21 protein-coding genes are annotated in these 26,213 nt (G+C 60.4%); 16 read left to right on the top strand and 5 right to left on the bottom strand.

Going from position 1 to position 26,213, the window contains the following annotated elements; genetic code table 11:
* Window positions 1-58 precede the first annotated feature (58 nt).
* The 5 genes from AC1MEW_RS20525 to AC1MEW_RS20505 all read left to right on the top strand — a co-directional run bounded on the left by AC1MEW_RS20525 (window position 59) and on the right by AC1MEW_RS20505 (window position 4,869).
* Window positions 59-727, top strand: coding sequence for a GntR family transcriptional regulator (locus AC1MEW_RS20525; RefSeq protein WP_480423392.1), 669 nt, complete (start codon window positions 59-61; stop codon window positions 725-727).
* A gap of 72 nt (window positions 728-799) precedes the next feature.
* On the top strand, window positions 800-1,606 hold the full coding sequence (locus tag AC1MEW_RS20520; protein ID WP_201180449.1) for an ABC transporter substrate-binding protein: 807 nt from the start codon (window positions 800-802) through the stop codon (window positions 1,604-1,606).
* Between the two features lie 12 nt (window positions 1,607-1,618).
* Complete coding sequence (locus tag AC1MEW_RS20515) at window positions 1,619-2,392, top strand: amino acid ABC transporter permease (protein WP_480423390.1); 774 nt, start codon at window positions 1,619-1,621, stop codon at window positions 2,390-2,392.
* Between the two features lie 2 nt (window positions 2,393-2,394).
* Window positions 2,395-3,174, top strand: a complete 780-nt coding sequence (locus AC1MEW_RS20510; protein WP_150632613.1) for an amino acid ABC transporter ATP-binding protein — start codon at window positions 2,395-2,397, stop codon at window positions 3,172-3,174.
* Window positions 3,175-3,258: 84 nt separating this feature from the next.
* Window positions 3,259-4,869, top strand: coding sequence for a gamma-glutamyltransferase family protein (locus AC1MEW_RS20505; protein ID WP_480423387.1), 1,611 nt, complete (start codon window positions 3,259-3,261; stop codon window positions 4,867-4,869).
* A gap of 66 nt (window positions 4,870-4,935) precedes the next feature.
* Here AC1MEW_RS20505 and mhpT read toward each other — a convergent pair whose 3' ends face one another.
* Entirely contained in the window at window positions 4,936-6,171 is a 1,236-nt protein-coding gene (gene mhpT / locus AC1MEW_RS20500; protein WP_480423385.1) for a 3-(3-hydroxy-phenyl)propionate transporter MhpT, read from the bottom strand.
* 334 nt (window positions 6,172-6,505) lie between these two features.
* Between mhpT and AC1MEW_RS20495 the strand changes: the two genes are divergently transcribed.
* A complete protein-coding gene (locus AC1MEW_RS20495) occupies window positions 6,506-7,816 on the top strand; it encodes an OprD family porin (protein WP_480423383.1) in 1,311 nt (436 codons plus the stop codon).
* A gap of 57 nt (window positions 7,817-7,873) precedes the next feature.
* Here AC1MEW_RS20495 and AC1MEW_RS20490 read toward each other — a convergent pair whose 3' ends face one another.
* Window positions 7,874-8,362: a MarR family winged helix-turn-helix transcriptional regulator gene (locus tag AC1MEW_RS20490; RefSeq protein WP_480423381.1), complete on the bottom strand. Its 489-nt coding sequence runs from the start codon at window positions 8,360-8,362 to the stop codon at window positions 7,874-7,876.
* Window positions 8,363-8,574: 212 nt separating this feature from the next.
* Here AC1MEW_RS20490 and AC1MEW_RS20485 point away from each other — a divergent pair, with 212 nt between their 5' ends.
* From AC1MEW_RS20485 to AC1MEW_RS20465, 5 genes are all read left to right on the top strand, one after another.
* Entirely contained in the window at window positions 8,575-9,405 is an 831-nt protein-coding gene (locus tag AC1MEW_RS20485) for a p-hydroxycinnamoyl CoA hydratase/lyase (protein ID WP_140678313.1), read from the top strand.
* 129 nt (window positions 9,406-9,534) lie between these two features.
* On the top strand, window positions 9,535-10,983 hold the full coding sequence (locus AC1MEW_RS20480; RefSeq protein ID WP_480423378.1) for an aldehyde dehydrogenase: 1,449 nt from the start codon (window positions 9,535-9,537) through the stop codon (window positions 10,981-10,983).
* A 154-nt stretch (window positions 10,984-11,137) separates the two neighbouring features.
* Window positions 11,138-13,021, top strand: coding sequence for a feruloyl-CoA synthase (locus AC1MEW_RS20475; RefSeq protein WP_480423376.1), 1,884 nt, complete (start codon window positions 11,138-11,140; stop codon window positions 13,019-13,021).
* A complete protein-coding gene (locus AC1MEW_RS20470) occupies window positions 13,018-14,259 on the top strand; it encodes a thiolase family protein (protein ID WP_480423374.1) in 1,242 nt (413 codons plus the stop codon). The genes AC1MEW_RS20475 and AC1MEW_RS20470 overlap by 4 nt, the downstream gene beginning before the upstream one ends.
* Window positions 14,260-14,397: 138 nt before the next feature.
* Entirely contained in the window at window positions 14,398-15,111 is a 714-nt protein-coding gene (locus AC1MEW_RS20465; RefSeq protein WP_480423372.1) for a GntR family transcriptional regulator, read from the top strand.
* A 12-nt stretch (window positions 15,112-15,123) separates the two neighbouring features.
* On the opposite strand, the gene AC1MEW_RS20460 is transcribed toward AC1MEW_RS20465, so the two are convergent.
* The 3 genes from AC1MEW_RS20460 to AC1MEW_RS20450 form a co-directional block, all read right to left on the bottom strand.
* Window positions 15,124-16,074, bottom strand: a complete 951-nt coding sequence (locus AC1MEW_RS20460) for a PDR/VanB family oxidoreductase (RefSeq protein ID WP_480423371.1) — start codon at window positions 16,072-16,074, stop codon at window positions 15,124-15,126.
* A gap of 99 nt (window positions 16,075-16,173) precedes the next feature.
* Window positions 16,174-17,232: a Rieske 2Fe-2S domain-containing protein gene (locus AC1MEW_RS20455; RefSeq protein ID WP_480423370.1), complete on the bottom strand. Its 1,059-nt coding sequence runs from the start codon at window positions 17,230-17,232 to the stop codon at window positions 16,174-16,176.
* A gap of 239 nt (window positions 17,233-17,471) precedes the next feature.
* The gene (locus AC1MEW_RS20450; RefSeq protein WP_480423369.1) at window positions 17,472-19,256 is read right to left on the bottom strand and encodes a sigma 54-interacting transcriptional regulator; all 1,785 of its coding nucleotides are present in this window, start codon (window positions 19,254-19,256) and stop codon (window positions 17,472-17,474) included.
* Window positions 19,257-19,548: 292 nt separating this feature from the next.
* On the opposite strand from AC1MEW_RS20450, the gene AC1MEW_RS20445 reads away from it, so the two are divergent.
* From AC1MEW_RS20445 to AC1MEW_RS20425, 5 genes are all read left to right on the top strand, one after another.
* On the top strand, window positions 19,549-21,024 hold the full coding sequence (locus tag AC1MEW_RS20445; RefSeq protein ID WP_480423367.1) for a benzaldehyde dehydrogenase: 1,476 nt from the start codon (window positions 19,549-19,551) through the stop codon (window positions 21,022-21,024).
* A 68-nt stretch (window positions 21,025-21,092) separates the two neighbouring features.
* Window positions 21,093-21,860 carry a coniferyl-alcohol dehydrogenase gene (locus AC1MEW_RS20440; RefSeq protein WP_480423365.1) on the top strand — a complete coding sequence of 256 codons (768 nt, stop codon included), beginning with the start codon at window positions 21,093-21,095 and terminating at the stop codon, window positions 21,858-21,860.
* Between the two features lie 101 nt (window positions 21,861-21,961).
* Window positions 21,962-23,611, top strand: coding sequence for a DUF1302 domain-containing protein (locus AC1MEW_RS20435; RefSeq protein ID WP_480423363.1), 1,650 nt, complete (start codon window positions 21,962-21,964; stop codon window positions 23,609-23,611).
* Window positions 23,612-23,626: 15 nt separating this feature from the next.
* Window positions 23,627-24,988: a DUF1329 domain-containing protein gene (locus AC1MEW_RS20430; protein ID WP_480423361.1), complete on the top strand. Its 1,362-nt coding sequence runs from the start codon at window positions 23,627-23,629 to the stop codon at window positions 24,986-24,988.
* A 69-nt stretch (window positions 24,989-25,057) separates the two neighbouring features.
* Complete coding sequence (locus AC1MEW_RS20425; protein ID WP_480423360.1) at window positions 25,058-26,161, top strand: WD40/YVTN/BNR-like repeat-containing protein; 1,104 nt, start codon at window positions 25,058-25,060, stop codon at window positions 26,159-26,161.
* The last annotated feature ends 52 nt before the right edge of the window (window positions 26,162-26,213 follow it).

Genomic DNA, 26,213 nt, shown 5'->3' with positions numbered 1-26,213 from the left:
GGTTTCTGCTTTTTTGAATCCGTGGATAATTGGATACAAAACTGCAAAAGGTGACTTTATGCAATTTGCTCCCACCTATATTGAACGTCAGCCCATGACTGCCGAGGAGGAGGCTTACAACTTTCTGCTGGAAGCGATCTGTGGCGGTCGTTACCGCAAAGGCGACCGTCTGATCGCTGAGGACATTGCCAGCGAAGTCGGCATGAGCCGGATGCCAGTGCGCGAAGCCTTTCGCCGTCTCGATGCTCAAGGCCTGGTCACCCTGCGGCCTAACCGCGGGGCCATAGTCAGTGGCCTGGATTTCGACGAATTGCACGAAGTCTTCGAGATGCGCAGTGCCCTGGAGGGGCTGGCCATCCGCGTGGCCGTTGCCAAGATCGGTGAACGTCAGCTGGCGGCTCTGGAACGCATGCTGGACGAGATGGATGACTACCGCGACGAAAGCGCCGAATGGGTCAGGCTTCATCGTGCCTTCCATGAATACCTGTGCAGCCTCAGCGGCCGTCCTCGGCTGATGAAGCAGATATCGGCGCTGTATTCGCTGATCGAGGCGCCAATGCGCCTGTGGCTGCAACACAGCGAAAAACCCTTGAGCGCTCGCCAGGAACACGCGGTGATCCTTGACGCCATTCGCTCAGGCGATGTCGACCGGGCGGAGGCAATAGTGCGCGAGCACATCGAGGGCACGGTGCCGGCGCTGATCCAGTTTCTGCAATCGGAAAAATAGAATCGGGCTTAAACCCGACAGTGTTTTGACTTTGAGTACTGCCCCGTTACTAAACAACTGGAGTGTCTCGTCATGCATAAACGCCATATGTTACTTGCGGCTGTATCCCTCGGGCTCTGTGCACAGTGGGCGGTTGCCGCGCCCCAAGTGCCGGAGCGACTGCAAAAGGCCGACAAACTCACTTATTGTTCGGGCATGGACTCACCGCCCTTGGTGTCTTTCGATGAGGCGCAAAAACCCAGGGGCCTGACGGTCGATCTGGGGCTGGAAATCGCCAAGCGCCTGGGAGACAAACCGGTGCAATGGCGGGTCATTCCTTTCTCCGGGTTGCTGCCTGCATTGCTCGCCCAGCAGTGCGACATGATCGTCGATCAGCTGTTCGACAAGCCCGAACGCAGGGAGGTGATCGACATCGTCAATTACATGTATTCCAGCCAGTCAGTGGTTGTTCCAAAAGGCAATCCCAAGGGCATCAAAACCCTGGATGGACTGTCTGGGCACAAGGTGGCAGTGCTCAATGGCTCCACGATCAAAACCTTGCTGGATACCGAGAACGAAAAGCTGACCAAAGCTGGCAAGACGCCGATGAAACTGGTGGTTTACAACACTGACACCGACGCCTTTCAGGCTCTGCGTATCAGTCAGGTAGATGCATACGGCACCACAGTGGAAACCGCCGGGTACTACGCCGCAATGGCGCCTGATCTTTTTGAGGAGGGCGTTCCGGCCTTCAGCCGTATTCTCACCGGCTTGGGAGTTCGCAAGGATGATCCGCAGCTCACTGCAGCGGTACAACAGATCATCAGTGACATGCGCAGCGACGGCAGTTACGTGCAGTTACTGAGCAAGTGGCATGTTTCCAGCGACACACTCGACTGAGGCGAACGCTCGATGAATTTCAATTGGGATGTGTTCTGGCAATACCTTTTGCAGCCCAGTGAGGTGTATCTCACCGGACTCTGGCTGACTTGCCTGATCAGTGTGCTGGCGATGGCATTGGGTTGTGTGTTGGGACTGGGGGCAGCGCTGTTGCGTCTGTCGCGCAATCCGTTACTCAATCTGCCGGTGCGGTTTTACGTGTGGCTGATGCGCGGCACGCCACTGTTGGTGCAGATCGTCTTTCTCTACACTGCATTGGCGGCCGGTGGGATCTTCCGTTTCGAGGATGTGAAGCTGTTGGGTTTGGTGGTGCCGGGCAACATCCAGGCAGCGATTATCGCCCTAGGTCTGAACGAAGGCGCTTACATGGCCGAGATCATCCGTGCGGGGATTGGCGCCGTGGACAAAGGGCAGTACGAGGCTGGGCGTTCGCTGGGCATGACCTTCGCCAAACTGATGCGGCGAATTGTTCTGCCTCAGGCGTTCCGGGTCATCGTTCCGCCATTGGGCAATGAATTCAACGTGATGCTCAAGAATACGACACTGGTCAGTGTGATTGGCGTGCAGGAGTTGCTGCTGAGCACGCAAATGGTCACGTCGGCGACCTTCCGGGTATTTGAGCTGTACCTGGTGGTGGCGATTTATTTCCTGCTGCTGACCACCCTCTGGGGCTTCTTCCAGCGTTGGCTGGAAGCGCGATTCGGACAGTCCGATCGACCCGCACCGCCAGCGGCTGGTAGTCGCATGTTCGGTCGCGGCACGCTCAAATTGCTGAGAGGGCGTTAAACATGGCGCACAAAAGTGAAGAACTGATCATCGAGGCTCTGGACATTCATAAGTCTTTCGGCGATCTGGAGATTCTCAAGGGGATTTCCTTGCAGGTGCGGCGCGGTGAAGTGGTGGTGTTGATCGGTGCATCGGGTTCGGGCAAGACCACCTTTATTCGCTGCATCAATCTGCTGGAAGACATTCAGGGCGGGCGCATTCGCGTCAACGGCCGTGCCATGGGTTACCGCGAGCGCGCCGACGGCAGCTTGGTGCGCGATTCCGAGCGTAACATCGCTCGCCAGCGTCGGGACATCGGCATGGTCTTCCAACGTTTCAATCTATTTCCCCACATGACCGCGCTGGAAAACATCATGGAGGCACCGATTCAGGTGCTTGGCGTGCCACGCTCAGAAGCGTTGGAACAGGCCCGGGCGTTGCTCGCCCGAGTCGGTCTGGCGGACAAGGCGATGCATTATCCGTCGATGTTGTCCGGTGGACAGCAGCAGCGCGTGGCGATTGCTCGGGCGCTGGCGATGAAGCCACAGGCCATGCTGTTTGACGAGCCCACCAGCGCCCTGGATCCCGAAACCGTGGGCGAGGTCCTGCAGGTGATGAAGCAGTTGGCCGATGACGGCATGACCATGGTGGTGGTCACCCATGAAATGGGTTTTGCGCGAGAAGTCGCTGACCGCGTGGTGGTCCTCGATCAGGGTGAACTGATCGAACAGGGGCCGCCGGAGCAGATCTTCAGTCGACCGACTCACCCGCGGACCCAGGCCTTTCTCAGTCGCGTGCTGTGATCTTTTCAGTCAGGTCTTTTATCACCGGGTAATGGAACCGGATCACCTCCGGCCAGTGAATCTTTGTTTGGAAGAACTTTTGCTATGTTGAAATTTTCTGCCCACGAATATCCCTATGCGTCGCAACGTCAGAGTGTGTTTGCCCGCCGTGGCATGGTCGCGGCTTCCCAGCCACTGGCTGCCGAGGCCGGCATCGAGATCATGCGCAATGGCGGCAATGCGATTGATGCCGCGATTGCCACGGCAGCAGCGCTTACTGTGGTTGAACCCACTGGCTGCGGCTTGGGCGGCGACGCCTTTGCCCTGGTCTGGAGCAAGAGCCAATTGCACGGGTTGAACGGCAACGGCCAGGCGCCGGCAGCGCTGACTATCGATGCAGTCAAGGCGTGTGGTCACGATCAGATGCCGCTTTATGGCTGGACGCCGGTCACTGTGCCGGGTTGCCCTTCGGCCTGGGCGGAGCTGTCCAAACGTTTCGGCAAGCTGCCCTTTGCCGAGTTGCTTCAGCCCGCCATCAGTCTGGCGAGGGATGGCTTTCCGCTGTCCCCGGTGGTCGCCCAGCAATGGCAGACTGCTCTGGATGAATTCAGCCCACATCGAGACCCAGTACTCGACGCCTGGTTCGACACGTTCCTGATTGATGGTCGTGCGCCAAAGGCCGGTGAATTATTCCGCAACCCGGCGCAAGCCCGAACGCTGGAGGAACTGGCGGACAGCTCTTGCGAAAGCATCTATCGCGGCGACCTGGCTCAGCGTCTGGATGCCCATTCCCGCGCCACCGGCGGCTATCTGCGAGCCAGCGACCTGCGGGACTATCGCGCTCAATGGGTAGATCCGATCAGCATCAACTACCGCGGCTACGATGTGTGGGAAATCCCCCCAAGCGGGCAGGGATTGGTGGCCCTGATGACCCTGAAAATCCTTGAGGGCTTTGACTTCGATCACCGAGACAGCCAGCAGACATGGCATCGTCAGTTGGAAGCCATGAAACTGGCCTACAGCGACGGCCTGCATTACATCACTGATCCGCTGCACATGCGTGTGGCCGTGGCTGACCTTCTCAGTGATGCCTATAGCAGACAACGTCGCGAACAAATCACTGATCAGGCGTGCGAACCCAATCCCGGCGATCCCCACGCTAGCGGCACGGTGTACCTGGCCACGGCGGATGCGGAGGGCAATATGGTGTCCTTCATCCAGAGCAACTACCACGGTTTTGGTTCCGGTGTGGTACTACCAGACAGCGGCATTGCCTTGCAGAACCGCGGACAGGAATTCAGTCTCGACCCCGACCATGCCAACTGCCTGGCACCGGGCAAAAAAACCTTTCACACCATCATTCCCGGTTTCATCAGTAAAGGTGACGCACCGGTGGGGCCGTTTGGCGTCATGGGCGGCTACATGCAGCCCCAAGGTCATGTGCAGGTGGTCATGAATCTGGTGGATTTCGGTCTCAACCCCCAAGCCGCGCTGGACGCCCCGCGGTGGCAATGGCTAGGGGATATGAAGGTCGGCATCGAACACGGGGCGTCTCGGGACTTGGCCGCTTCGCTGGCACGGCGTGGACACCAGATTCAGGTTGATTGCGACCTGATCAATTACGGCCGAGGGCAGATCATTATCCGTGACCCGGACACCGGTGTGCTATGCGGCGGCACCGAGCCGCGAGCCGATTCCCATATCGCCGTGTGGTAACCGGCCGCTGAAAACAAGAAAAGAGACCTCGGTCTCTTTTCTTGTTTTCAGCGGCAGGCGGCGCGGTCAGGGTTTGTCCGTGACTGGGGTTGCCGTCCTCAGTTCGGGCACAGTCTGCGGGGCCGATCGGACAATCACGCTGATGATGGCCAGTGCTGCAATCACCAACCCAGGTGAAGTTGCCAGTAACACCCCAGTGGTGCCGGCACCGGCCGCCAATATCTGCCCTGCGGCCAAAGGCCCGGCCACCGACCCCAGACGACCGATGGCTACCGCGGCGCCGACGCCGGTGGCACGTACCGAGGTCGGGTACGACGGTGGTGCCAGGGCGTAAAGCACCAGTTGCGCGGCCATCACAAACAAACCCGCGCAAAACCCGGCGATGGCCATGGGGACGATGCCCACCGACAAGCCGACCCCGGCCAGCGCTGCCAGCAATGCGGCGTATACGAACAGCACCACCTTGACGCCGTTGCAGCGATCCAGCAGTAACCCGCCAAGTAGCGAGCCGAGGGCGCCGCCGATGTTGAACAGCATCTGCACCAGGCCAGCCTCGGCTTTGCTGAAACCTTGTTCCAGCAGCAGTGATGGCAGCCAGTTGAGCAACATGTACATCACGGTCAGGGTGAAGAAGTAGCTGAGCCACAACGCCAGGGTGACGCGAGCCCGGTCTTCGCCGAATAACGCCTGGCCGGTTGAAGTGCGGGCCATGGTGACGGTGCCTTGTTGCTGGCGAAAGGCGCTGGACTCGGGCAGCAGCAGGATCATCAGCGGCACCACCAGCAAGGGCGCGAGCCCACCGATGATGAAGGTCGTCTGCCAATGCTCGGTGAAGAGCATGGCGACCACCGCCGCCAATGCACCGCCCAACGGCACACCGGCATACATGATGCTGATCGCGGTGCCGCGACGTTGCTCGCCCACGGCCTCGGCACACAGAGCGATCAGGTTGGGCAGGGCGGCGCCCAGGCCCAGGCCAGTCATGAAGCGAGCCAGTAGCAGGCCAGAGAAACTGCTGACGTAGGCGGTGCTGAGGGAGAACACACCGAACAGCAGCACCGCTGCGATGAGGATTTTCTTGCGGCCGATTCGATCGGCAATCCAGCCACCGAAAAAGGCGCCCGGCAGCAAACCGATAATTCCGGCGCTGAATACCCAGCCCATCGATTTCGGGTCCAGGGCAAAGGTCTGGCGCAGGCCCGCGGCGGCAGTACCGGCAGCTTGCAGGTCGAAACCTTCGATCAGTGCAACGATAAAACACAGGGCAATGGTCAGCGTCGTACGACGTGATGGGGTGTCCATGGCGAACCTCATTATTGTTTTTGTTGGTGTGCTGACGGATGAGCGCGAGCCTGTTCTCACGAGGCGATGACAGGTCTTAAATAAGATTAACAAAGATAACTAAAAAATGAATACTAAGAATTGTTTGCTGAAAAACAGAATTAAACCTATTTAAATCAATTAGATGACATCTCTATAAAGATAAATTCTGAAAATAGATAATAATATTAATGTTCGTTTATCGGTCACTTGCGGTTGACGCCATGCCAGGCTGTTTCCATTCTCTGGCCGCAGATCTCCGGGATAACCCCAACGATCCCGTTCAAAAAACAACAACAATAAGTGGACATCGAACATGCCAAACCTTCCTTGGGACGTCCTTGCGGCGGATTCAACCTTACCTGTTCGCGCACGCCACCTGGCCTTGCTGGGCCTGAGTTTGATTGCGCCATCGGCGCTGGCTGAAGGCTTCATCGATGACAGTCACGGCACCTTGACCTTGCGTAATTACTACCTGGATCGGGATTACAAGGACGACGGAGCGAAAACCGCGGCCCGGGAATGGGCTCAGGGTTTCATCATGAATGTGGAGTCGGGCTTTACCCCGGGGAGTGTCGGCTTCGGCCTGGACGTTCGTGGGTTGATGGGGGTCAAGCTGGATTCGGCGCCGGACCGCAGCGGCACCGAGTTGCTGCCGGTGTCCAGCAGCGACAAGCGCGCGGCGGACGACTATTCGCGCCTGGCCATGACTGCCAAGATGCGTGTTGCCCAGACCACGGTGAAAACCGGCGACGTGTCGATCTTCCTGCCATTCGCTTTCGCCAGCCCGTCGCGGCTGCTGCCGCAGACTTTTCGCGGCACCACGCTCAGCTCAAAGGACATCGACGGACTGATCTTTAACACCGGCTACATCGACCGCATCAACAAGCGTGATTCCACCGACTACCAGCCAATGAGCATCGCTTCGCCAAACCGGCGTTTCAACGGCGCGGCCACCTCATCGCACATGGCCTATGTCGGCGGCGATTACCAGGTGAACAAGGACCTCAGCCTGCGCGTGTATCACGCCGAAGTGGCGGACCTGTATCAGCAGAACACCCTGGCGTTGCTGCACACGCTGCAGGTGGGCGAGGGCACGCTGACCAGCGACCTGCGCAGTTTTTTCAGCGATGAAGACGGCAGCGCCAAGGCCGGCAAAGTGGACAACCGCAACCTCTCGGCGCTGTTCGGCTATCGCTTTGGCGGCCATCGTTTGAGCCTTGGCTATATGCACGCCAGTGGCGACACGGCGACGCCCTATGTGTCAGGCACCGAGTTGATGGGCATGAGCGAGCTGACCATGAGTTCGGATTTTCTCAATGCCAAGGAGCGAACCTGGCAGGCGATGTACGACTATGACTTCGCTGCCGCCGGGGTGCCCGGCCTGAAGAGTCGCCTGCGTTATGTGCGCGGTGACCATATCGAACTGGCGGCGTTGAATGCCGACGACCGCAAGGAGCGGGAGTTCCAGATGGAGCTGGGGTATGTGATCCAGAGTGGTCCGCTGAAGAATGTCGGGCTGATGGCGCGCAAGTCGATCTATCGCAATGACTTCCCCGCCGGCGCAGCGTTTCGCGATGAAAACCAGACGCGCTTTCTGGTGCTCTACACCGTGCCGATCTGGTAAGCCGTTTCACTTGTAATGAATCCGGCCGCTCCCCAGGAGCGCGCCGGCGTTCGCGTTTCAGGCCTGATAGACCTTTTTCAGCAACCTGAGCAGTTCTTCGCGTTCCTGGCTGTCGAGAGCGGACGTGGCATCCATGTCGCTCTCGGCGGCAATCAGCTTCAACTCCTTGAGTAGCGTCTCGCCGGTCTTGCTCAGGAATATCCCATAGGAGCGTTTGTCCGGTTTACAGCGTACCCGTACCGCGAGCGCGCGCTCTTCGAGTTTGTTAAGCAGCGGCACCACTTGGGGCGGTTCGATAGCCAGGGCTTTGGCCAGGTCGGACTGCATCAGCCCGGGGTTCTGCTCGATGATCGCCAGTGCCGAGAACTGCGCGGGCCGCAAGTCGTGGGCCGCAAGTCGGCTGATCAGATTCTGGAACAGTTTCAACTGGGCTCGGCGCATGGCGTAACCGATCAGTTCGTCCAATGCGGAGTCCATGGGCGCCTTAATTTCGACGTTGTCGGCCAGGGCTTCGGGGGCAGCGACATTTTTGGACGACTTGGCCATTGCGGGAAAATCCCTCGGGTTTCAGGTTAATAAAGGTATCTAGTTTGACGAGGTTGGACAGGAATAGCTACGTCAGGAGCCTAACACGGCGCCTTTCAATGGAGTTAGATGGCGAAAAATATTTGGTTAATTCAATTAATAGTTAATTGACATAACTAAAATGTCGGTTTAGTTTTTACTCATCGTCAAGCCAAGAACAAGAGAGCATCACCATGAGCAATTACGAAGGTCGCTGGACAACCGTCAAAGTGGAAATCGAGGAAGGCATCGCGTGGGTCATCCTCAACCGCCCGGAAAAACGCAACGCCATGAGCCCGACTCTGAATCGCGAGATGATCGACGTTCTGGAAACCCTGGAGCAGGATCCGGACGCGGGCGTACTGGTGCTGACCGGTGCGGGCGAAGCCTGGACCGCAGGCATGGACCTCAAGGAATACTTCCGTGAAGTGGACGCCGGCCCGGAAATCCTTCAGGAAAAAATCCGTCGCGAAGCCTCTCAATGGCAATGGAAACTGCTGCGCATGTACGCCAAGCCGACCATCGCCATGGTCAACGGCTGGTGCTTTGGTGGTGGTTTCAGCCCACTGGTGGCCTGTGACCTGGCGATCTGCGCCGATGAAGCCACCTTCGGCCTGTCGGAAATCAACTGGGGCATTCCGCCGGGCAACCTGGTGAGCAAGGCCATGGCCGACACCGTGGGCCATCGCCAGTCGCTGTACTACATCATGACCGGCAAGACCTTTGATGGGCAAAAAGCCGCCGAGATGGGCCTGGTCAACGAGAGCGTGCCCCTGGCGCAACTGCGTGACGTGACTATCGAACTGGCGCGTAATCTGTTGGAGAAGAATCCGGTGGTGCTGCGCGCGGCCAAGCATGGCTTCAAGCGTTGCCGCGAACTCACCTGGGAGCAGAACGAAGATTACCTGTACGCCAAGCTCGATCAGTCGCGCCTGCTGGACACCGAAGGTGGCCGCGAGCAGGGCATGAAGCAGTTCCTCGACGACAAGAGCATCAAGCCCGGTTTGCAGACTTACAAGCGCTGAATTTCAGCGTTGAAATCAAGGCGAGCTGGCCGGGCGATCGAGCGTCCGCCAGCTGTTCGCTTCGGCGCCTCGGCGCTACTGTGAACCCCTCGAACGTATTCCCGATAAAGACAATAAAGAGGAATCACCATGCTGGACGTGCCCCTGCTGATTGGCGGCCAGTCGTGCCCCGCCCGAGACGGTCGAACTTTCGAACGGCGTAATCCGGTGACCGGTGAAGTTGTGTCGCGCGTTGCCGCCGCCACCCTGGAAGATGCCGATGCTGCGGTCGCCGCGGCCAAAGCGGCATTCCCCGCCTGGGCGGCCCTGGCCCCCAACGAGCGACGTACCCGGTTGCTGCGCGCGGCTGAGCAGTTGCAGGCTCGCTGCGCGGAGTTCATCGCGGCGGCCGGCGAGACCGGTGCCATGGCCAACTGGTACGGTTTCAATGTGCACCTGGCGTCCAACATGCTGCGCGAAGCCGCGTGCATGACCACCCAGATCACCGGCGAAATCATTCCCTCCGATGTGCCCGGCAGCTTCGCCATGGCCTTGCGTCAACCCTGCGGCGTGGTGCTGGGCATCGCGCCCTGGAACGCGCCGGTGATCCTCGCCACTCGCGCTATCGCCATGCCGTTGGCCTGCGGCAACACCGTGGTGCTCAAGGCGTCGGAACTGAGCCCGGCGGTGCACCGGCTGATCGGTCAAGTGTTGCAAGACGCCGGCCTCGGTGATGGCGTGGTCAACGTCATCAGCAACGCGCCCCAGGATGCCGCGGCGATTGTTGAACGGCTGATCGCCAACCCGGCGGTGCGTCGGGTCAACTTCACCGGTTCGACCCATGTTGGGCGCATCGTCGGCGAACTGTCGGCGCGTCATCTCAAACCGGCGTTACTGGAGCTGGGAGGCAAGGCGCCGTTCCTGGTGCTGGAGGATGCCGACCTGGATGCAGCGGTGGAGGCGGCGGCCTTTGGCGCCTTCTTTAATCAGGGCCAGATTTGCATGTCCACCGAGCGCCTGATTGTCGATGCCAAAGTGGCCGATGACTTTGTCGCCAGGCTGGCGGCGAAGATCGCCACCTTGCCCGCGGGCAATCCCAATGCCGAAGGTTCGGTCCTCGGTTCTCTGGTGGACAGCAATGCCGGTGAACGCATCAAACTGTTGATCGACGATGCCCTCGATAAGGGCGCAACCCTGGTTGCGGGTGGTCAGCTGGAGGGCAGCATTCTGCAGCCGACCTTGCTCGACGGCGTCACCGATGCCATGCGTCTGTACCGCGAAGAATCCTTTGGCCCGGTGGCGGTGGTACTACGAGGCGAGGGTGATGAAGAACTATTGCGCCTGGCCAACGACTCCGAATTCGGCTTGTCGGCGGCGATCTTCAGTCGCGACACCAGCCGCGCTCTGGCCTTGGCTCAGCGGGTCGAATCGGGTATCTGCCATATCAACGGTCCGACTGTGCACGACGAGGCGCAGATGCCCTTCGGCGGAGTCAAGTCCAGCGGCTATGGCAGTTTTGGCGGCAAGGCGTCCATCGAGCACTTCACTCAGTTACGTTGGGTGACCTTGCAGAACGGACCGCGGCACTACCCGGTCTGAGCAGCCGTCGCACCTTTGGGCGACGAACGCTTGAGAGCGATCGTCGCCCGCGTGCAGGCCAGACATAACAATAACGAGGCTGCAGTCGCAGGCTGCCATGCCCCGGTGAACGCATTTGTGCGAGCCGTGGTGTGCCTTGATGGAGAACAAGCACGTGAGTTCCGAATTCAGATCGCCACCCCAGAACGAAGCCAGTGCGCCGCGCTATCGCCACGTATCCATCGGCCGTCCAGCGGTCGAGGTCAGCGAAGAGCAGGGCATTTTGCACATGCGCTCCCTGGAGCCTTTGGCTGAGTTGCCCGCACGCCTGCTCGATCGCCTGGTGCACTGGGCACAGGTGCGCCCGCAACAGACCTTTATCGCTGCTCGCCAGAGCGGCGGCGACTGGCGCCGGGTGAGTTACGCCGAGATGCTGACCAGCGTCCGCGCCATTGCCCAAAGCCTGCTCAGTTATGGGCTTTCGGCCGAACGACCGCTGGCGATCCTCTCGGGCAACGACATCGAGCATTTGCAAATTGCTCTGGGCGCCATGTACGCGGGCATTCCCTATAGCCCGGTCTCACCGGCCTATTCGTTGTTGTCTCAGGATTTCGCCAAGTTGCGGCATGTCTGCGACCTGCTACAACCGGGCCTGGTGTTTGTCAGCGACGCCTCGACCTATCAGCGGGCAATCGATGCGGTGGTGCCGTCTGACACGCCGCTGATCACCGTGCATGGCCAAATACCGGGCCGGAGTCAGATGAGCTTTGCCGGCCTGCTGGAGCAGCCCGGCGGTGCCGAGGCCGATTGCGCCTTCACGGCGACCGGGCCGGACAGCATCGCCAAGTTTCTGTTTACCTCCGGCTCCACCAAGCTGCCCAAGGCGGTGGTCACCACCCAGCGCATGCTCTGCGCCAACCAACAGATGCTGTTGCAGACCTTCCCGGTATTCGGCGAAGAACCACCGGTGCTGGTGGATTGGTTGCCGTGGAATCACACCTTCGGCGGCAGCCACAACGTTGGCATCGTACTGTACAACGGCGGCACCTTTTACCTGGACGATGGCAAGCCGACCGCCCAGGGTTTTGCCGAAACACTGCGCAACCTCAAAGAGGTATCGCCCACCGCCTACCTGACTGTGCCCAAGGGCTGGGAAGAACTGGTCAACGCCCTGGAGCAGGAAGGCGAGTTGCGTGAACGTTTTTTCTCGCGCATGAAGCTGTTCTTTTTCGCCGCTGCCGGCTTGTCCCAGAGGATTTGGGATCGCCTGGACCGGGTCGCCGAACAGCATTGCGGCGAACGCATTCGCATGATGGCAGGGCTCGGAATGACCGAGGCGGCACCGTCTTGCACCTTCACCACCGGGCCACTGTCCATGGCCGGTTATATCGGCCTGCCGGCTCCCGGTTGTGAAGTGCGGCTGGTGCCGGTGGATGGCAAGCTGGAGGGGCGTTTTCGCGGGCCGCACATCATGCCGGGTTACTGGCGCGCGCCGCAGCAGACCGCCGAGGTGTTCGACGAACAAGGTTTCTACTGTTCCGGCGACGCGCTGAAACTGGCCGATGCCCGTGATCCACAACTGGGGCTGATGTTCGACGGGCGCATTGCCGAGGACTTCAAACTGAGCTCCGGCGTGTTTGTCAGCGTTGGCCCGTTGCGCAATCGCGCGGTGCTCGAAGGTTCGCCTTATGTTCAGGATATGGTGGTGGCCGCGCCCGACCGCGAATGTCTGGGTGCGCTGGTCTTTCCTCGGCTGTACGAATGCCGACGTCTGGCCGGCTTGAGTCCGGACGCCAGCGATGCCGAGGTCCTGGCCAGCGTGCCGGTGCGTCAGTGGTTCGGTGATTGGCTGCAACGGCTCAACCGCGACGCCACCGGTAATGCCAGCCGCCTGGAATGGATCGCGCTGCTCGACGAGGCCGCGTCTATCGATCGCGGTGAAATCACCGACAAAGGCTCGATCAACCAGCGGGCGGTCTTGCAATGGCGTGCCGACAAGGTTGAGGCGCTGTATCGAGGCGAAGACCTCTCTATCCTGCGCGCCGGTCCACGGTCTTGAGTTACGCAGGGCAGTATTCGGCCTTCACCGATGTGGCGATTCTTGAGGCCGTGCGCACGCCCTGGATTGACATTGGCGGTGCGCTGGCCCAGGTATCGCCCATCGACCTGGGCATCAAGGTCGGTCGTGAAGTGCTGGCCCGTGCCGAGCTCGATCCAAGGACAGTCGACACTGTGCTGGCGGGCTCCATGGCCCAGGCCAGCTTCGATGCCTACATGCTGCCACGCCACATCGGTCTTTACAGCGGTGTGCCGCAACAGGTGCCGGCGCTGGCGGTGCAGCGCATCTGCGCCACCGGCTTCGAGCTGCTGCGCCAGGCCGGGGAGCAACTTCGCGACGGCGCAGAACTGGCGCTGTGTGTGGGCGCCGAATCCATGTCGCGCAATCCGATTGCTGCCTACACCCATCGAGGCGGATTTCGTCTCGGTGCGTCGGTGGATTTCAAGGATTTCCTCTGGGAAGCGCTATACGACCCGGCACCGGGACTGGACATGATTGCCACGGCGGAAAACCTTGCCAGGCGTCATGGCCTGAGTCGCGAAGCGGTGGATACCTATGCCCTCAACAGCCATGAGCAAGCGTTGCAAGCGCAGACCTCTGACTGGTTCGCCGATGAAATCGTCGCAGTGCGCAACGAGTCGTTCGAGCTGGACGGCTATCAGCCTAGGGGCATTACGCTGCCGCGTCAGGTAGACGCAGCCACCCTCGACAGCCATGTTCGGCGCACTGATTTCCTCGCGTTGGCGAAGTTGCGGGCTATTCATGCGGGGGGCGTGCAAACCGCCGGCAACAGCTGTGCAGTGGTGGATGGCGCGGCGGCGGTGCTGGTCGGTCGCGCATCGGCGGGTACGCGACCGGCACTGGCAAACCTGCTGGCGACGGCGGTGGTTGGCGTGGCCCCGGAGTTCATGGGGATCGGCCCGGTTCCGGCGATCCAGCTGCTGCTGCAACGCAGCGGGTTGGTGCAGGACGATATTGCCCTGTTTGAAATCAACGAGGCGCAGGGCGCGCAGGTGCTGGCAGTGGCCCAGGCGCTGGAGATGGACATCAATAAGCTCAACCGCCGAGGCGGTTCCATCGCCCTCGGCCATCCATTGGCCGCCACCGGACTGCGTCTGGTGATGACCCTGGCCCGACAGTTGTGCGAGCAGAATCTGCGCTACGGAATCGCCGCTGCCTGTGTCGGTGGCGGGCAGGGCATGGCCGTGCTGATCGAGAACCCGCAGTACCGCGACTGAGCCCTATAGCCTCTTGCGCGCTGGCAAACTGGAAACCGCGATCTTCTTTTTTGCGTATTTGCTGCTGTGCGAGTTGATCTCCAGCTTGTGCAAGGCTTGCGTTACTATGGCCGCCCACGTTTTCTGGAAGTTGCCTGGATGAGTAAGCCCGGTCAGTTGGTGCTGGTAGCGCTGCGCAAGATGATCGCCTCGGGCGAGCTGGCTGCTGGCGAACGACTGATGGAAATCCCCACGGCGGAGCTGTTCGGGGTGTCCCGGATGCCGGTGCGTATGGCTTTTCGGACCCTCGAACAGGAAGGGTTGCTGGTGCGGTTCGGCGGTCGAGGGTTTCAGGTGCGCTCGGTCAGTGCTGATGACATTGCCGGTGCCGTTGAAGTACGTGGAGTGCTCGAAGGCCTGGCGGCCCGTCAGACTGCCGAGCGCGGACTCTCGGCAGAGGGGCGCGCGATCCTGGAACTATGCCTGCTGCAAGGTGACGAGCTATTCGACAAGGGCTATGTCACAGAAGACGATCTGGAAGTCTACCATGACCTCAACATGCGCTTCCATCAGGTGATCGTCGAAGGCAGCCACAACCCGGCCATCGCCGATGCGCTGGTGCGCAATGACCACCTGCCGTTTGCTTCGGTGACCGCGCTGGCAGTGGATCGCAACGACATGGCCCGCGAGTATCGGCGTTTCAACTACGCCCACATGCAACATCATGCCGTCTTCGATGCCTTGATCAATCGCCAGGGTGCTCGCGCCGAAGCGATCATGCGCGAACACGCCAACGCTACCCTGCGCTATGCCGAGATATTTGGTTCTGCGACAGCCAATGAGCGGATGAAGGTCATTCACCGCTCTGAGTGAGGCTCGGCCTTTTCAGAGGTCCAGCACCAGCAGCGGTGATTTTGAGCGTGAGCAGCACGGTGTGAACTGATCATTAAGTGCCTGCTCATTTTCGGTGAGGAACAGGTCGCGGTGATCCGGCACTCCCTCCAGCACCCTGGTCAGGCACGTGCCGCAAATGCCTTGTTCGCAGGACATGGCGATATCGATGCCATGGCTTTCCAGTACTTGAACCACGGTCTTGTCGGCCGGGATTTCGAAGACCTGGCCGGTGCTACCAACCTTGACCGAAAAGCTCCCATCGTTACTGGTATCAGTGGGCGTGGCGGCAAAGTATTCGCGGTGCAGCGAGTCGTCCTGCCAGCCTTGAGCCCTGGCGCTGTCCAGCACGTGCTGCATAAAACCGCCCGGACCGCAAACATACAGATGAACGTTTTCTCCTGGCTGGGCCAATACCCTGGCCGCGTTCAGCGCTGTCTCGGGTTGCTCATCGAAATGCAGAAATACCCGGTCGGCGAAAGACGAGTTCTTGATTCGTTCGACAAAGGCTGCACGCTCGCTTGAGCGTGCGCAGTAATGCATTTCGAAGTCCGCATTGCTGTGGGCAAGACGTTCAGCCATGCACAGAATCGGCGTGATACCGATGCCGCCGGCAAACAACAGGCTGCGCGTGGCCCGGTGTGCCAGCGGGAACAGATTGCGTGGCTCGCTGATGCGCAGACGATCCCCGGTGTTGATCTGTTCGTGCAGGCATTGTGAGCCGCCACGCGAGGCCGGATCCTTGAGCACGCCGATCAGGTAACGGTGGCGCTCTTCGGGGTGATTACACAGGGAGTATTGACGGATCACTCCACCGGGCAGGTGCACATCAATGTGCGCGCCGGCACTGAAGCCGGGCAGTGCGCTGTCATCGACGCGGGCCAATTCATAGCTGCAGATGTCCTGAGCTTCGTTTTTGCGCGATACCACCACCACATCGATCATGCTTCATCCTCGGAGCGTTGCCACCACAGTGGTCACTTCTGGTTATTTTGAAATTGTGTTGCGCAAGGGGCGGGCACGGCATGGCGTGCCTTGACCAGGTTATTGTGCGGTGGCGATCAATTGCGGCTCGGAGGCTCGCTCGCTGGCGATGATTCGTTCCAGGACGCGGCGGGACTGCACGCCGCCCGCATCGATATTGAGCTTGAGCACGTTGCGCTGGGGGTGGTCCAGCAGGTTTTGCTGCTGGCGTTCGAGCATCTCCAGGTCTTCGCTGAAAATCTTCCCCTGACCCTCGCGAATGGTCGCGGTGAGTGCTTCATCCTGAGGATTGAAGTTGCGCGCCATGCCCCAGAAGTACCAGATGGAGGTGTCGGTTTCCGGGGTGATGAAGTCGACCACGATGCTTGAAGCTTTGAACTCAGCGTCGGCGTGATAGCCGCCTTTGCCGGCATGGGCGACACCCACTTCGATCAGTACGTGACTGGGTGGCGAGAAGCGGCAGATTTGCCAGCGGTCCACCGGCACATCGTCGGCCAGATTATTGCCGCGCAAGGCCATGCGCCAGAACGGCGGCGCCATGATGTTTTCCATGTGCCGTGCGGTGACCACTTCATCGCCCTCGACCGTCGTGGTCGGGGCGGCCTCATCGATTTCTTTCTGGCCGATGCTGGACGCATGTACGTAGGTCTCGTGCGTCAGATCCATGAGGTTGTCGATCATCAGGCGATAGTCGCAGCCGATGTGGAACAGACCGCCGCCGTACGCCCATTGATCGCTCACGGCCCACTCCAAGTGGTGGATCAGCGTCGGGTCGGCCTTGTCCTGTTCTCCAGGCCAGACCCAGATAAAATCGTAACGTTCGACCACCGCGAAAGTCTTGTTGCAAGGGAAGCCGCGCACTCGTTGTCCTGGCATTTCGACAGTTTTTCCGTCGCAACCCATGACCAGCCCGTGATAGCCGCACACCAGGTTGCCATTTTCTACATAGCCCAATGACAGCGGCGCGCCGCGGTGCGGGCAAAAGTCCTCGACCGCTGCGACCTGGTTTTCCTGGCCGCGATAGAAAACGATTTTTTCGCCGCAGATCTGCCGCCCGAGTGGTCCTTGTGCAATTTCATCCGGGGTGCAGGCGACGTACCACGTGTTTTTTGGGTACATGGAAATTCTCCAAGTCAGCGCTTGTTTTTGTTTTGATGGATCCATTAGGCGGCAATCGAATGCCGCAAGTCAACCTTGCTCGATGCCATTAATGCTAGTCATTAGGCTTTAATAGCATGTTTTATTTATATTGAGTTTGTTTTAATTATTTCTAATGGATCCATTGAATAATGTTCATGTACAAAAAAACCGCCAGTGGCGGTTTTTTTGTGGCTGATAGACGTGGATGGCTGTGCGCTTCAGGATGGCCGTTCTGTCGACGCCTGTTGGTACTTCTTCAGCCGATAGGCAAACTGCGCACGACTCAACCCCAGCAGTCGTGCAGCCGCAGCCAGATTGCCTTCGCTCTGTTGCAGCGCTTCGTCGATCAAGCGCGACTCCAGTCCTTCAATGGAGAAGCCTTGTTCCAGCCGGGTCAAGGTTTCCAGCAAGGCCGGGCGAGGCTGTGCGCTGGCGGGACTCTGGTCGATGGCCGCGAGGCTGCCCTTGTCGTCCAGAGAGTACAGCTCCTGTGGTATTGGCTCGTTGCGAAACAGGTGGACCAGGTCGATGGCTTGACCATCCTCGCTGGCGATCAGACCGCGCTCTACCAGGTTCTGCAGTTCCCGCACGTTGCCGGGGAAGTCGTAGCGTAGCAATGCTTTGAGTGCGCGCATGGTCAGCCCGGCGGGTTTGCGCGCGTAGTCCTGGCAGAAGCGCCGCAGGAACGCATTGACCAGTAACGGGATGTCGTCGCGTCGTTCACGCAGTGGCGGCAGGGTGATGGGGAAGACGTTCAAGCGGTAGAACAGGTCCTCACGAAAGTCTCCAGCCGCTACCGCTTTGCGCAAGTCGACGTTGGTTGCCGCCACCACCCGTACATCGACCTTGATTGGCTGACCACCACCGACTCGCTCTATCTCACGTTCCTGTAAGGCCCGCAGTAGCTTGCCTTGTCCGGGCAGGCTGAGGCTGGCGATCTCATCGAGAAACAGGGTGCCGCCGTGGGCCCGTTCGAAGCGCCCGGGGCGCGAATGGGTGGCACCGGTATAGGCGCCGCGTTCGACACCGAACAGCTCCGCCTCGATCAGATTGTCCGGAATCGCGGCACAGTTGAGCGCCACGAACGGTGCCAGATGGCGTGGGCTGCACTGATGCAACTGGCGGGCAAACAGCTCCTTGCCGACCCCTGACTCGCCGCTGAACAGCACCGTCGCCGGCGTTGGAGCCACGCGTTGCAAGGCGAGGGTGGCGGCATTGAAGGCGGCGCTGGCTCCGATAGGTTTTGGCCCTCCAGGCATTTTGCTCTCGTCATCGGGGGCGGGTGCTGGTGCTGGACGCTGCCTGGGAGCGACGCTTGATGGCGAGGCGGTGAGATAACTCAGGTCCTGTTCGACATCGCCCCATTGTTCGGCGGTCTTGCCGACCACTCGGCAGGTCTCGTGGCCCATGCCCCGGCATTCGGTTTCACGGAAGATCACCAGGCGGCCGAACAGCCCGCTGACATAACCGATGGCATAGCCCAGTTCGGTCCAGCACACCGGGTCCTGGCCGATCCCGTAGGCGGCGATATGTTCGTCGGCCTCGCAGGAGTGATGCCAGAGGAACTCGCCTTCGTAAAAGCCGGAGTCGGCGTCGAACTTGAAGTGCAGGGGTTCGACCTTGGTCATGCCCTCGAGGGTGTGCAGGCGAGTGCCAGCGGAGAAAATCGCTGCGGCATCGGCGTCCGGCCAACGCTCGCGGATCAGCCGTGCATCGCGTGCGCCTGACAGGTAGCCGGTGCGGGTAAACAGACCACGGGTCTGTTCCAGACCCTGGCGATCGATGATCTCGCGCCGCAGTGCGCCGAAGGATGAACTGTGCAATAGCAGCATGCGCTGATCGTTGAGCCAGATGCGTCCGTCGATCGGGGAAAAGAACAGGCATTCGGTCAACTCGGCCAGGGTCGGTGAGTTGCCCTCGGCCAGCTGGGTACTGTCCCCGCGGGGCGAGAAATGCTCCTCCCGTATCGCGAGACCGGGAAACAGCAAGTGGGGGTTATTCATTGTTATGCCCCTGAGCGCAATGACTGATCGAAATGAGTAACTTCAAAAATAGTTATTAAACATAACTTTATCATTTGAACAAGTGACCCGGTGCTGGCGGAGCGTCGAGACCATCGCCCGATCTTTGAGTACTCATCTTGAGCCCACAGGCCAGAGCCTTCGCCATCTAAATAATGGTGGCACGCAGGAAATCGGCACAGCCCTTGCTCTAGTGCTTTCACGACGCAGACGACTTCACCGCTTCAGCAAGGCGTCGTCGGGCGATGACAAACACAAGAGCCGGGAGGCCGAAATGTCGGTAAGTGAACCCTCTGATTTTCTGCGGGACGAGTTGTGGTGTGAACGCGTTTTCAATGGCGACTGGATACGTCCGTTGGGCGGCAGCAATACCGTACGTGAGCCGGCCACCGGCGAGGTGCTGACTGTCACCGGCCTGGCCGATGCTGCGGACATCGCGTTTGCCAGTCTCAACGCTGCCCGTGTCCAGCCGGGCTGGGCGGCATTGGGGCCGCGTGAGAGGGCGGAGATCTTTCGCAAAGCCGCAGCACTGGCCCAGCAACACTTTGCCGAGCTGGCGCTGTACATCGCTCGGGAAAGCGGCGGCAGTCTGTTCAAGGGTGAGCATGAGGTCCGTGAGGCGATCGTCTTGCTGCATCAGGCGGCCGGACTGCTGTCGCAACCCCATGGCCTGGTTCTTCCGAGCGAGGCGGGGCGTTTGTCCTATGCACGCCGGTTGCCCCATGGCGTGGTCGGAGTAATTTCTCCGTTCAACTTTCCTCTGGTGCTCTCCCTGCGCTCGGTAGCACCCGCGCTAGCGGCCGGCAACGCCGTGGTGCTAAAGCCCGATCCGCAGACCCCGGTCAGTGGTGGCTTCATCATCGCCCGGTTATTTGAGGCAGCCGGTCTGCCCAAGGGGTTGCTGCAGGTTTTGCCGGGCGCAGCGGTGGCCGGTGAGGCGCTGTGCCGCGACCCGCATGTGCGGATGATTGCGTTCACTGGCTCCACCGCAGCGGGACGCAAAGTCGCGGAGGTGGCCGGGCGTCATCTGAAAAAAGTGGCCCTGGAGTTGGGCGGCAAGAACTCGCTGATCGTGCTCGAAGACGCTGATCTCGACCTGGCGGCCAGCAACGCCGCCTGGGGGGCCTGGTTGCATCAGGGGCAAATATGCATGGCCACCGGACGCATCCTGGCCCATGAGTCGATCGCTGAAGAGCTGGTCCGCCGACTGGCAGAGAAAGCACGGGCGATCACCGTCGGCAATGCCGCTCGTGGCGAGGCGGTGCTGGGGCCTTTGATCAACAAACGACAGTTGCAACGTGTGCATGAAATCGTCACGGAGAGTGTAAGGGCCGGGGCAATTCTGGAAACCGGCGGCGAGTTTGAACAGCTCTTCTACCAACCTACGGTTCTTTCAGGCGTGCGTCCGGGCATGCGTGCGTTCGACGAGGAGATCTTTGGTCCGGTGGCCACGGTGGTGAGTTTTGCCAGCGACGAGGAGGCCATCGAGTTGGCCAATCGCACCGAGTATGGCCTGTCCGCGGGGATCATCTCGCCTTCGGTTGGGCGCGCGATGGCAATTGGCGAGCGACTCAATTGCGGTCTGCTGCACATCAACGATCAGACGGTGGCTGACGAATGCGTCAATCCATTCGGTGGGCGTGGCAGTTCAGGAAATGCCGGCAGCGTTGGCGGCCCGGCGGACTGGGACGAGTACACCCAATGGCAATGGGTGACGGTCAAGGATAAGGCGCCGCGCTACCCATTCTGATGGGGCCAGGGCCGACGAGGGTGGTCGGTGCACCGGGCGAGTACACAAAAACAATAAGAGGACACAACATGAAACTCGACAACAAGATTGTGCTGGTGACCGGGGTCTCCTCGGGTATCGGTGCAGCCACTTCAAGCCTGTTGCGCGGCCACGGCGCCCAGGTGATTGGCGTGGATCTGAAGGCCCCGCACATGACCCTGGACGGCTTTGTCCAGGGCGATCTGAGCAGTGCCGAGAGCATCGACCGGCTGTTGCCGCAGTTACCGGCACGGATCGACAGCCTGTGTAACATCGCCGGGGTCCCGGGCACTGCAAACCCGCAACTGCTGGCGCAAGTCAATTACCTGGGGTTGCGCCACCTGAGCAGTGCGCTACTGCCGCGCATCACGGCTGGCGGCAGCATCGTCAACATCGCCTCGATCCTTGGTGCCGAATGGCCGCAACGCCTGGACCTGCACAAGGCGCTGGCGCGCATCGACAGCTTCACCGCCGCGCAAGCCTGGCTGGCCGAACACCCGGTACCGGACGAGACCTGCTACCAGTATTTCAAGGAAGCCTTGATCGTTTGGAACTACCTGCAGGCCCAGCCCTGGTTTCTGGAACATTCGGTGCGCATGAACAGCGTGGCGCCAGGCCCGGTGTTCACGCCAATCCTCGGCGACTTCGTGAGCATGCTCGGTGAGGCCCGGACCCAGGCTGATGCTCATCGCATGAAGCGCCCCGGTTATGCCGATGAGGTGGCGGCGGTGATCGCTTTCCTGTGTGCCGACGAGTCGCGCTGGATCAACGGCGTCAACCTGGCGGTCGATGGCGGCCTGGCCTCCACCTACATCTGAAACGGACACCCGTAGACAGCGGCGCAGGCCGCTACCCGAGCGTGTTGGCTGGCGCCATGCGTGCAAAGCCATGCCAAAAATAAAAATAATGAGGAGCGTCCATGGACAACGTTAAACGTTGCTTTCGTTTCAAGCACTGCGCCCTGTTTCTGGCGTTATGCAGCGCAGGCGTGATGGTCGAAAGGGTCGAGGCCATGCAAATGGACCTCGGTGATTCCGACTGGAAACTGCGCTGGGACAACACCATCAAATACAGCCAGGCCTGGCGTCTACAGGGTCAGGACAGCCGTTTGGTCAACGCGCCGACCGCCAACGGCCTGTATCCCTCGATCCAGAGCCAGGGCGATAAAAACTTCAGTAGCGGTCTGGTCTCCAACCGTCTGGACCTGTTTTCCGAAATGGACCTCAGTCGGCAAAACTACGGGCTGCGTGTGAGTGGCGCAGCCTGGTACGACGATATCTACAACAAGGATACCGACAGCAGCGAGCAAACGCATTTCCTCAGCGAGACCCGTAAGCTTCATGGCCGCGACGGCGAAATCCTCGACGCCTTTGTGTTCCTGCGCGGAGACCTCGGCGAAGACTCCCAGGGCGTGGTGCGGCTGGGTCGGCACAGCTTGATCTACGGTGAAAGCCTGTTCTACGGCGGCAACGGGATTGCCAATGCCCAGGGCCCGACCGACGTGGTCAAGTTGCTCAGCGTGCCGGGGACCCAGTTCAAGGAGATCCTGCGTCCGGTCAATCAGATCTCCGGGCAGTTGCAGATCAACCCACAGTTGTCGGTGGGCGCTTACTACCAGTTCGAGTGGGAACGTTCCAACCTGCCCGGTGCCGGCAGCTACCTGAGCGATGCCGATGCCATCGGCTACGGCAGCGGTCCGCTGCGCGAGGTGTTTGGCAACGACACCGTGAATGGCGGCGATCTGAAACCAAGGAATTCGGGGCAGGGCGGTATGCAGATTCGCTTCAAACCGACCGGGACCGAGCTGGAGCTGGGTTTTTACGCCGCGCAGTATCACGACAAAACCCCGATTGGGCTGTACGCCTACCTCGACGGCGCAGCGGCGGCGGCCACCGGGTTGCCGATCCTGAGTTCTTATCGTCAGGTCTACGCCGAAGATATCAAGACGGCTGGCGTCAGCTTCTCCACCGCCTATGGCCCGTTCAACTTTGCCGGTGAAACCTCCGTGCGCTGGAATGCGCCGCTGGTGAGCAATCTGCAAGTGGTGACACCGGGCACGGATGCAGATGGCGGCGACAACTCGCTGTTTGCTCGGGGCAAAACCGCGCACGCCAACCTGTCGGCGATTTACCTGTTATCACCGACGGCTTTCTGGGACGGCGGCTCGGCACTGGCCGAACTGGCCTGGAACCGCACCCTGAGCGTCACCGAGAACGCCGCGGCGCTGGATTCCAACACGACCCGCGATGCGACGGCGTTACGCGTGTTGGTGGAGCCGGCGTACTTCCAGATTGTCGACGGGATCGACCTGACCGTGCCGATCGGAATGGGCGTGGTGCTCGACGGGCGCTCTTCGGCCGTCAACAAATCGGGCTTCGGCAATACCCATTCCGGCGACTGGAGTGTCGGGCTCAAGGCTACTTATCTGCAGCGCTGGGATGTTGGCCTCAACTACGTGAACTTCTTCGGTGCGCCAAAAGCCGGGCTGCGCGAGGACGGGAATTTCAGCTACGGGCAGTCGCTGGCCGACCGCGACTTCGTCTCGCTCTACGTGAAAACCTCATTCTAATAAGGTGGATTCGCCATGCAGAACAAAACATTTCTCAACACGTGTGTCCTCACCCTGGCTCTTGCCGGCATGAGCCTGACACAGGCAGCGGTGTCGCCTGAGCAGGCTGCACGCCTGACGTCCGGGCTGACGCCCCTTGGCGGTGAGCGGGCCGGCAACGCCGATGGCAGCATTCCGGCCTGGGACGGTGGTTACACCAAGGTCGCGCCGGGCTACAAGGCGGGCGATAAACGTCCCGATCCATTCGCCGGCGAGAAACCGTTGTACTCGATCAAGGCCTCGAACATGGAGCAGTACGCCAGCGAGCTGGCCGAAGGCACCAAGGTTCTGTTGAAGAAATACCCGGACTACCGGCTGGACGTTTACCCGACCCATCGCTCGGCAGCAGCCCCGCAATGGGTCTATGACAACACCGCCAAGAATGCCCTCCGCGCCACGCTGGACGTTGAGACCGAGAAAGTCGCCAGCGCCTACGGCGGCATCCCGTTCCCGATTCCGGACAACGGCGCGCAAGTACTGTGGAACTATCGGCTGTCCTGGCAGGGCGGCGATACCATCAGCTCGCCTTTCGACACCTGGCTGATGACGGCGGGCGGCAAGAAAGTCCAGGCGACCCGTGCCCAGTACACCTACCAGTTTCCCTACTACGTCGAAAACGGCAGCCCAGAAAATTTTTCCGGCAAATACCTGATTGGCAAACTGTTGACCGAACTGCCGTCGTCCAAGGCAGGCGAAGGCCTGATGACCCATTGGGACCTGGACCCGGCCAACCGTGCGGCCTGGCAGTACCTGGTTGGCCAGCGCCGGGTGCGTCGGGCGCCGAACATTGCCTACGACACCCCGGACTTCGTCACCTCCGGGGTCGGTCTGTTCGACGAAGCGTTCATGCTGTTCGGGCCGACCGATCGCTACGACCTCAAGCTGATGGGCAAGAAAGAACTGATCGTCGCCTACAACAACAACCGCGCCGGTCTGGCCAAGAGCGACGAGTTGGTCAAACAGAACTTCCTCAATCCCGATCTGGTGCGCTGGGAGAAGCATAGGGTCTGGGTGGTCGAGGCCACGCTTAAATCCGGTAAACGCCATGTGGTGCCGCGTCGGACTTACTACATCGACGAGGACTCCTGGCAGATCCTGTTGGCCGACGGGTATGACGCCCAGGGCAAACTGGGACGCCAGATGTATTCGCTGACGCTGCTGGCACCGGACCTGCCGGCGCTCACCGCACAGGTCATGTGGGGCAGCTACAACCTCGACACCGGCGCCTACTTCCTCAACTCCTCGAGCAATGATCTGGCGGTTCAGTACCAGAAAGTCGCGAAACCTTCGGCCTCCTACTTCACGCCGGATGCCATGGCCAACGAAAACATGCGTTGAACCCTGGGTGGCTGTGGCGGGCGAGAAGCTCGTCGCGGTCGCGAGCGATTTTCCAAGCGGGATAAAGACATGAACGTTGAAAAAATCTTTGCGAGTTTTCGCCTGCGATGGGGTGTCTGTGCCCTGGCGTTGTGTCTGTTGGCGAGCACGTCCATGGCTGCGCAGGCCGCGACGTTCGCGGTGCTGCAGCAGCCGGCATTGCTGACCGCCAAGGCCCCGCGCGCGGTATTGCTCGGGTTGGCCCGGGCCGGGGAGCGTTTGGTGGCGGTCGGAGAGCGGGGCATCGTGCTGCTCTCGGACGACTCGGGGAAAAGTTGGCGCCAGGCCAGTGTGCCGGTCAGCGTCAGCTTGACGGCGGTGCAATTCGTCGATGCCGAGCAGGGTTGGGCGGTCGGTCATCTGGGTGTGGTGTTGCACAGCGAGGACGGCGGTGAAACCTGGCACAAGCAACTCGACGGCGAAGGTGCTGCCAAGTTGGCAGTGCAGGCAGCGCAGCGTGATGCCGATCAGTCGGATGGCGCCAGCAACCTGGAACAGGCACGGCATCTGATGAGCGACGGACCGGACAAGCCGTTTCTCGACCTGTACTTCAGTGACCGGCTGCATGGCTACATCGTGGGTGCCTACAACCAGATCTACCGCACTGACGACGGCGGGCAAAACTGGCAACCCTGGATGCGACATGTGGACAATCCGCAGGGCCTCAACCTGTATGGCATCCGTGCCTCGGGCAATGACCTGCTGCTAGTGGGTGAGCGTGGTTTGCTGTTGCGTTCGACTGATGCCGGGCATTCGTTCCAGGCCTTGAAATCACCTTATGAAGGCAGCTTTTTCGGTTTGCTTGGCACCCGCAGCGGCGCCTTGATTGCCTATGGATTGCGCGGCAACGCCTGGTGGTCCGATGACCGTGGCAACCGTTGGCGGCGCCTCGACACCGGCGTCGACTCAACGCTGGCGACCGCCATCGAACTGCGTGACGGCAGCCTGCTGATGGTCAGCCAGAGCGGTGAACTTTTGTTCAGCCATGACCAGGGCCGCAGCTTCGACAAACGTCAGAGCCTCAGCAGTGCGACGGTCGCGGCCCTGCAGCAGGCGGCCGACGGCAGTCTGGCCAGCGTCGGTTTGAGTGGCGTGGCCGCTGACCAGGATCCGCGGGCGTCCGGCAAACCTTGAAACTTCACGGTGTAGCGCTATCGGGCCGAGGCCCGTGCAACAGGAGTCAGAC

This window comes from Pseudomonas sp. ASL4 (assembly GCF_056680395.1).
Note: the sequence above shows the minus strand (reverse complement) of the source record. Positions and strands in the feature narration are given on the sequence as shown.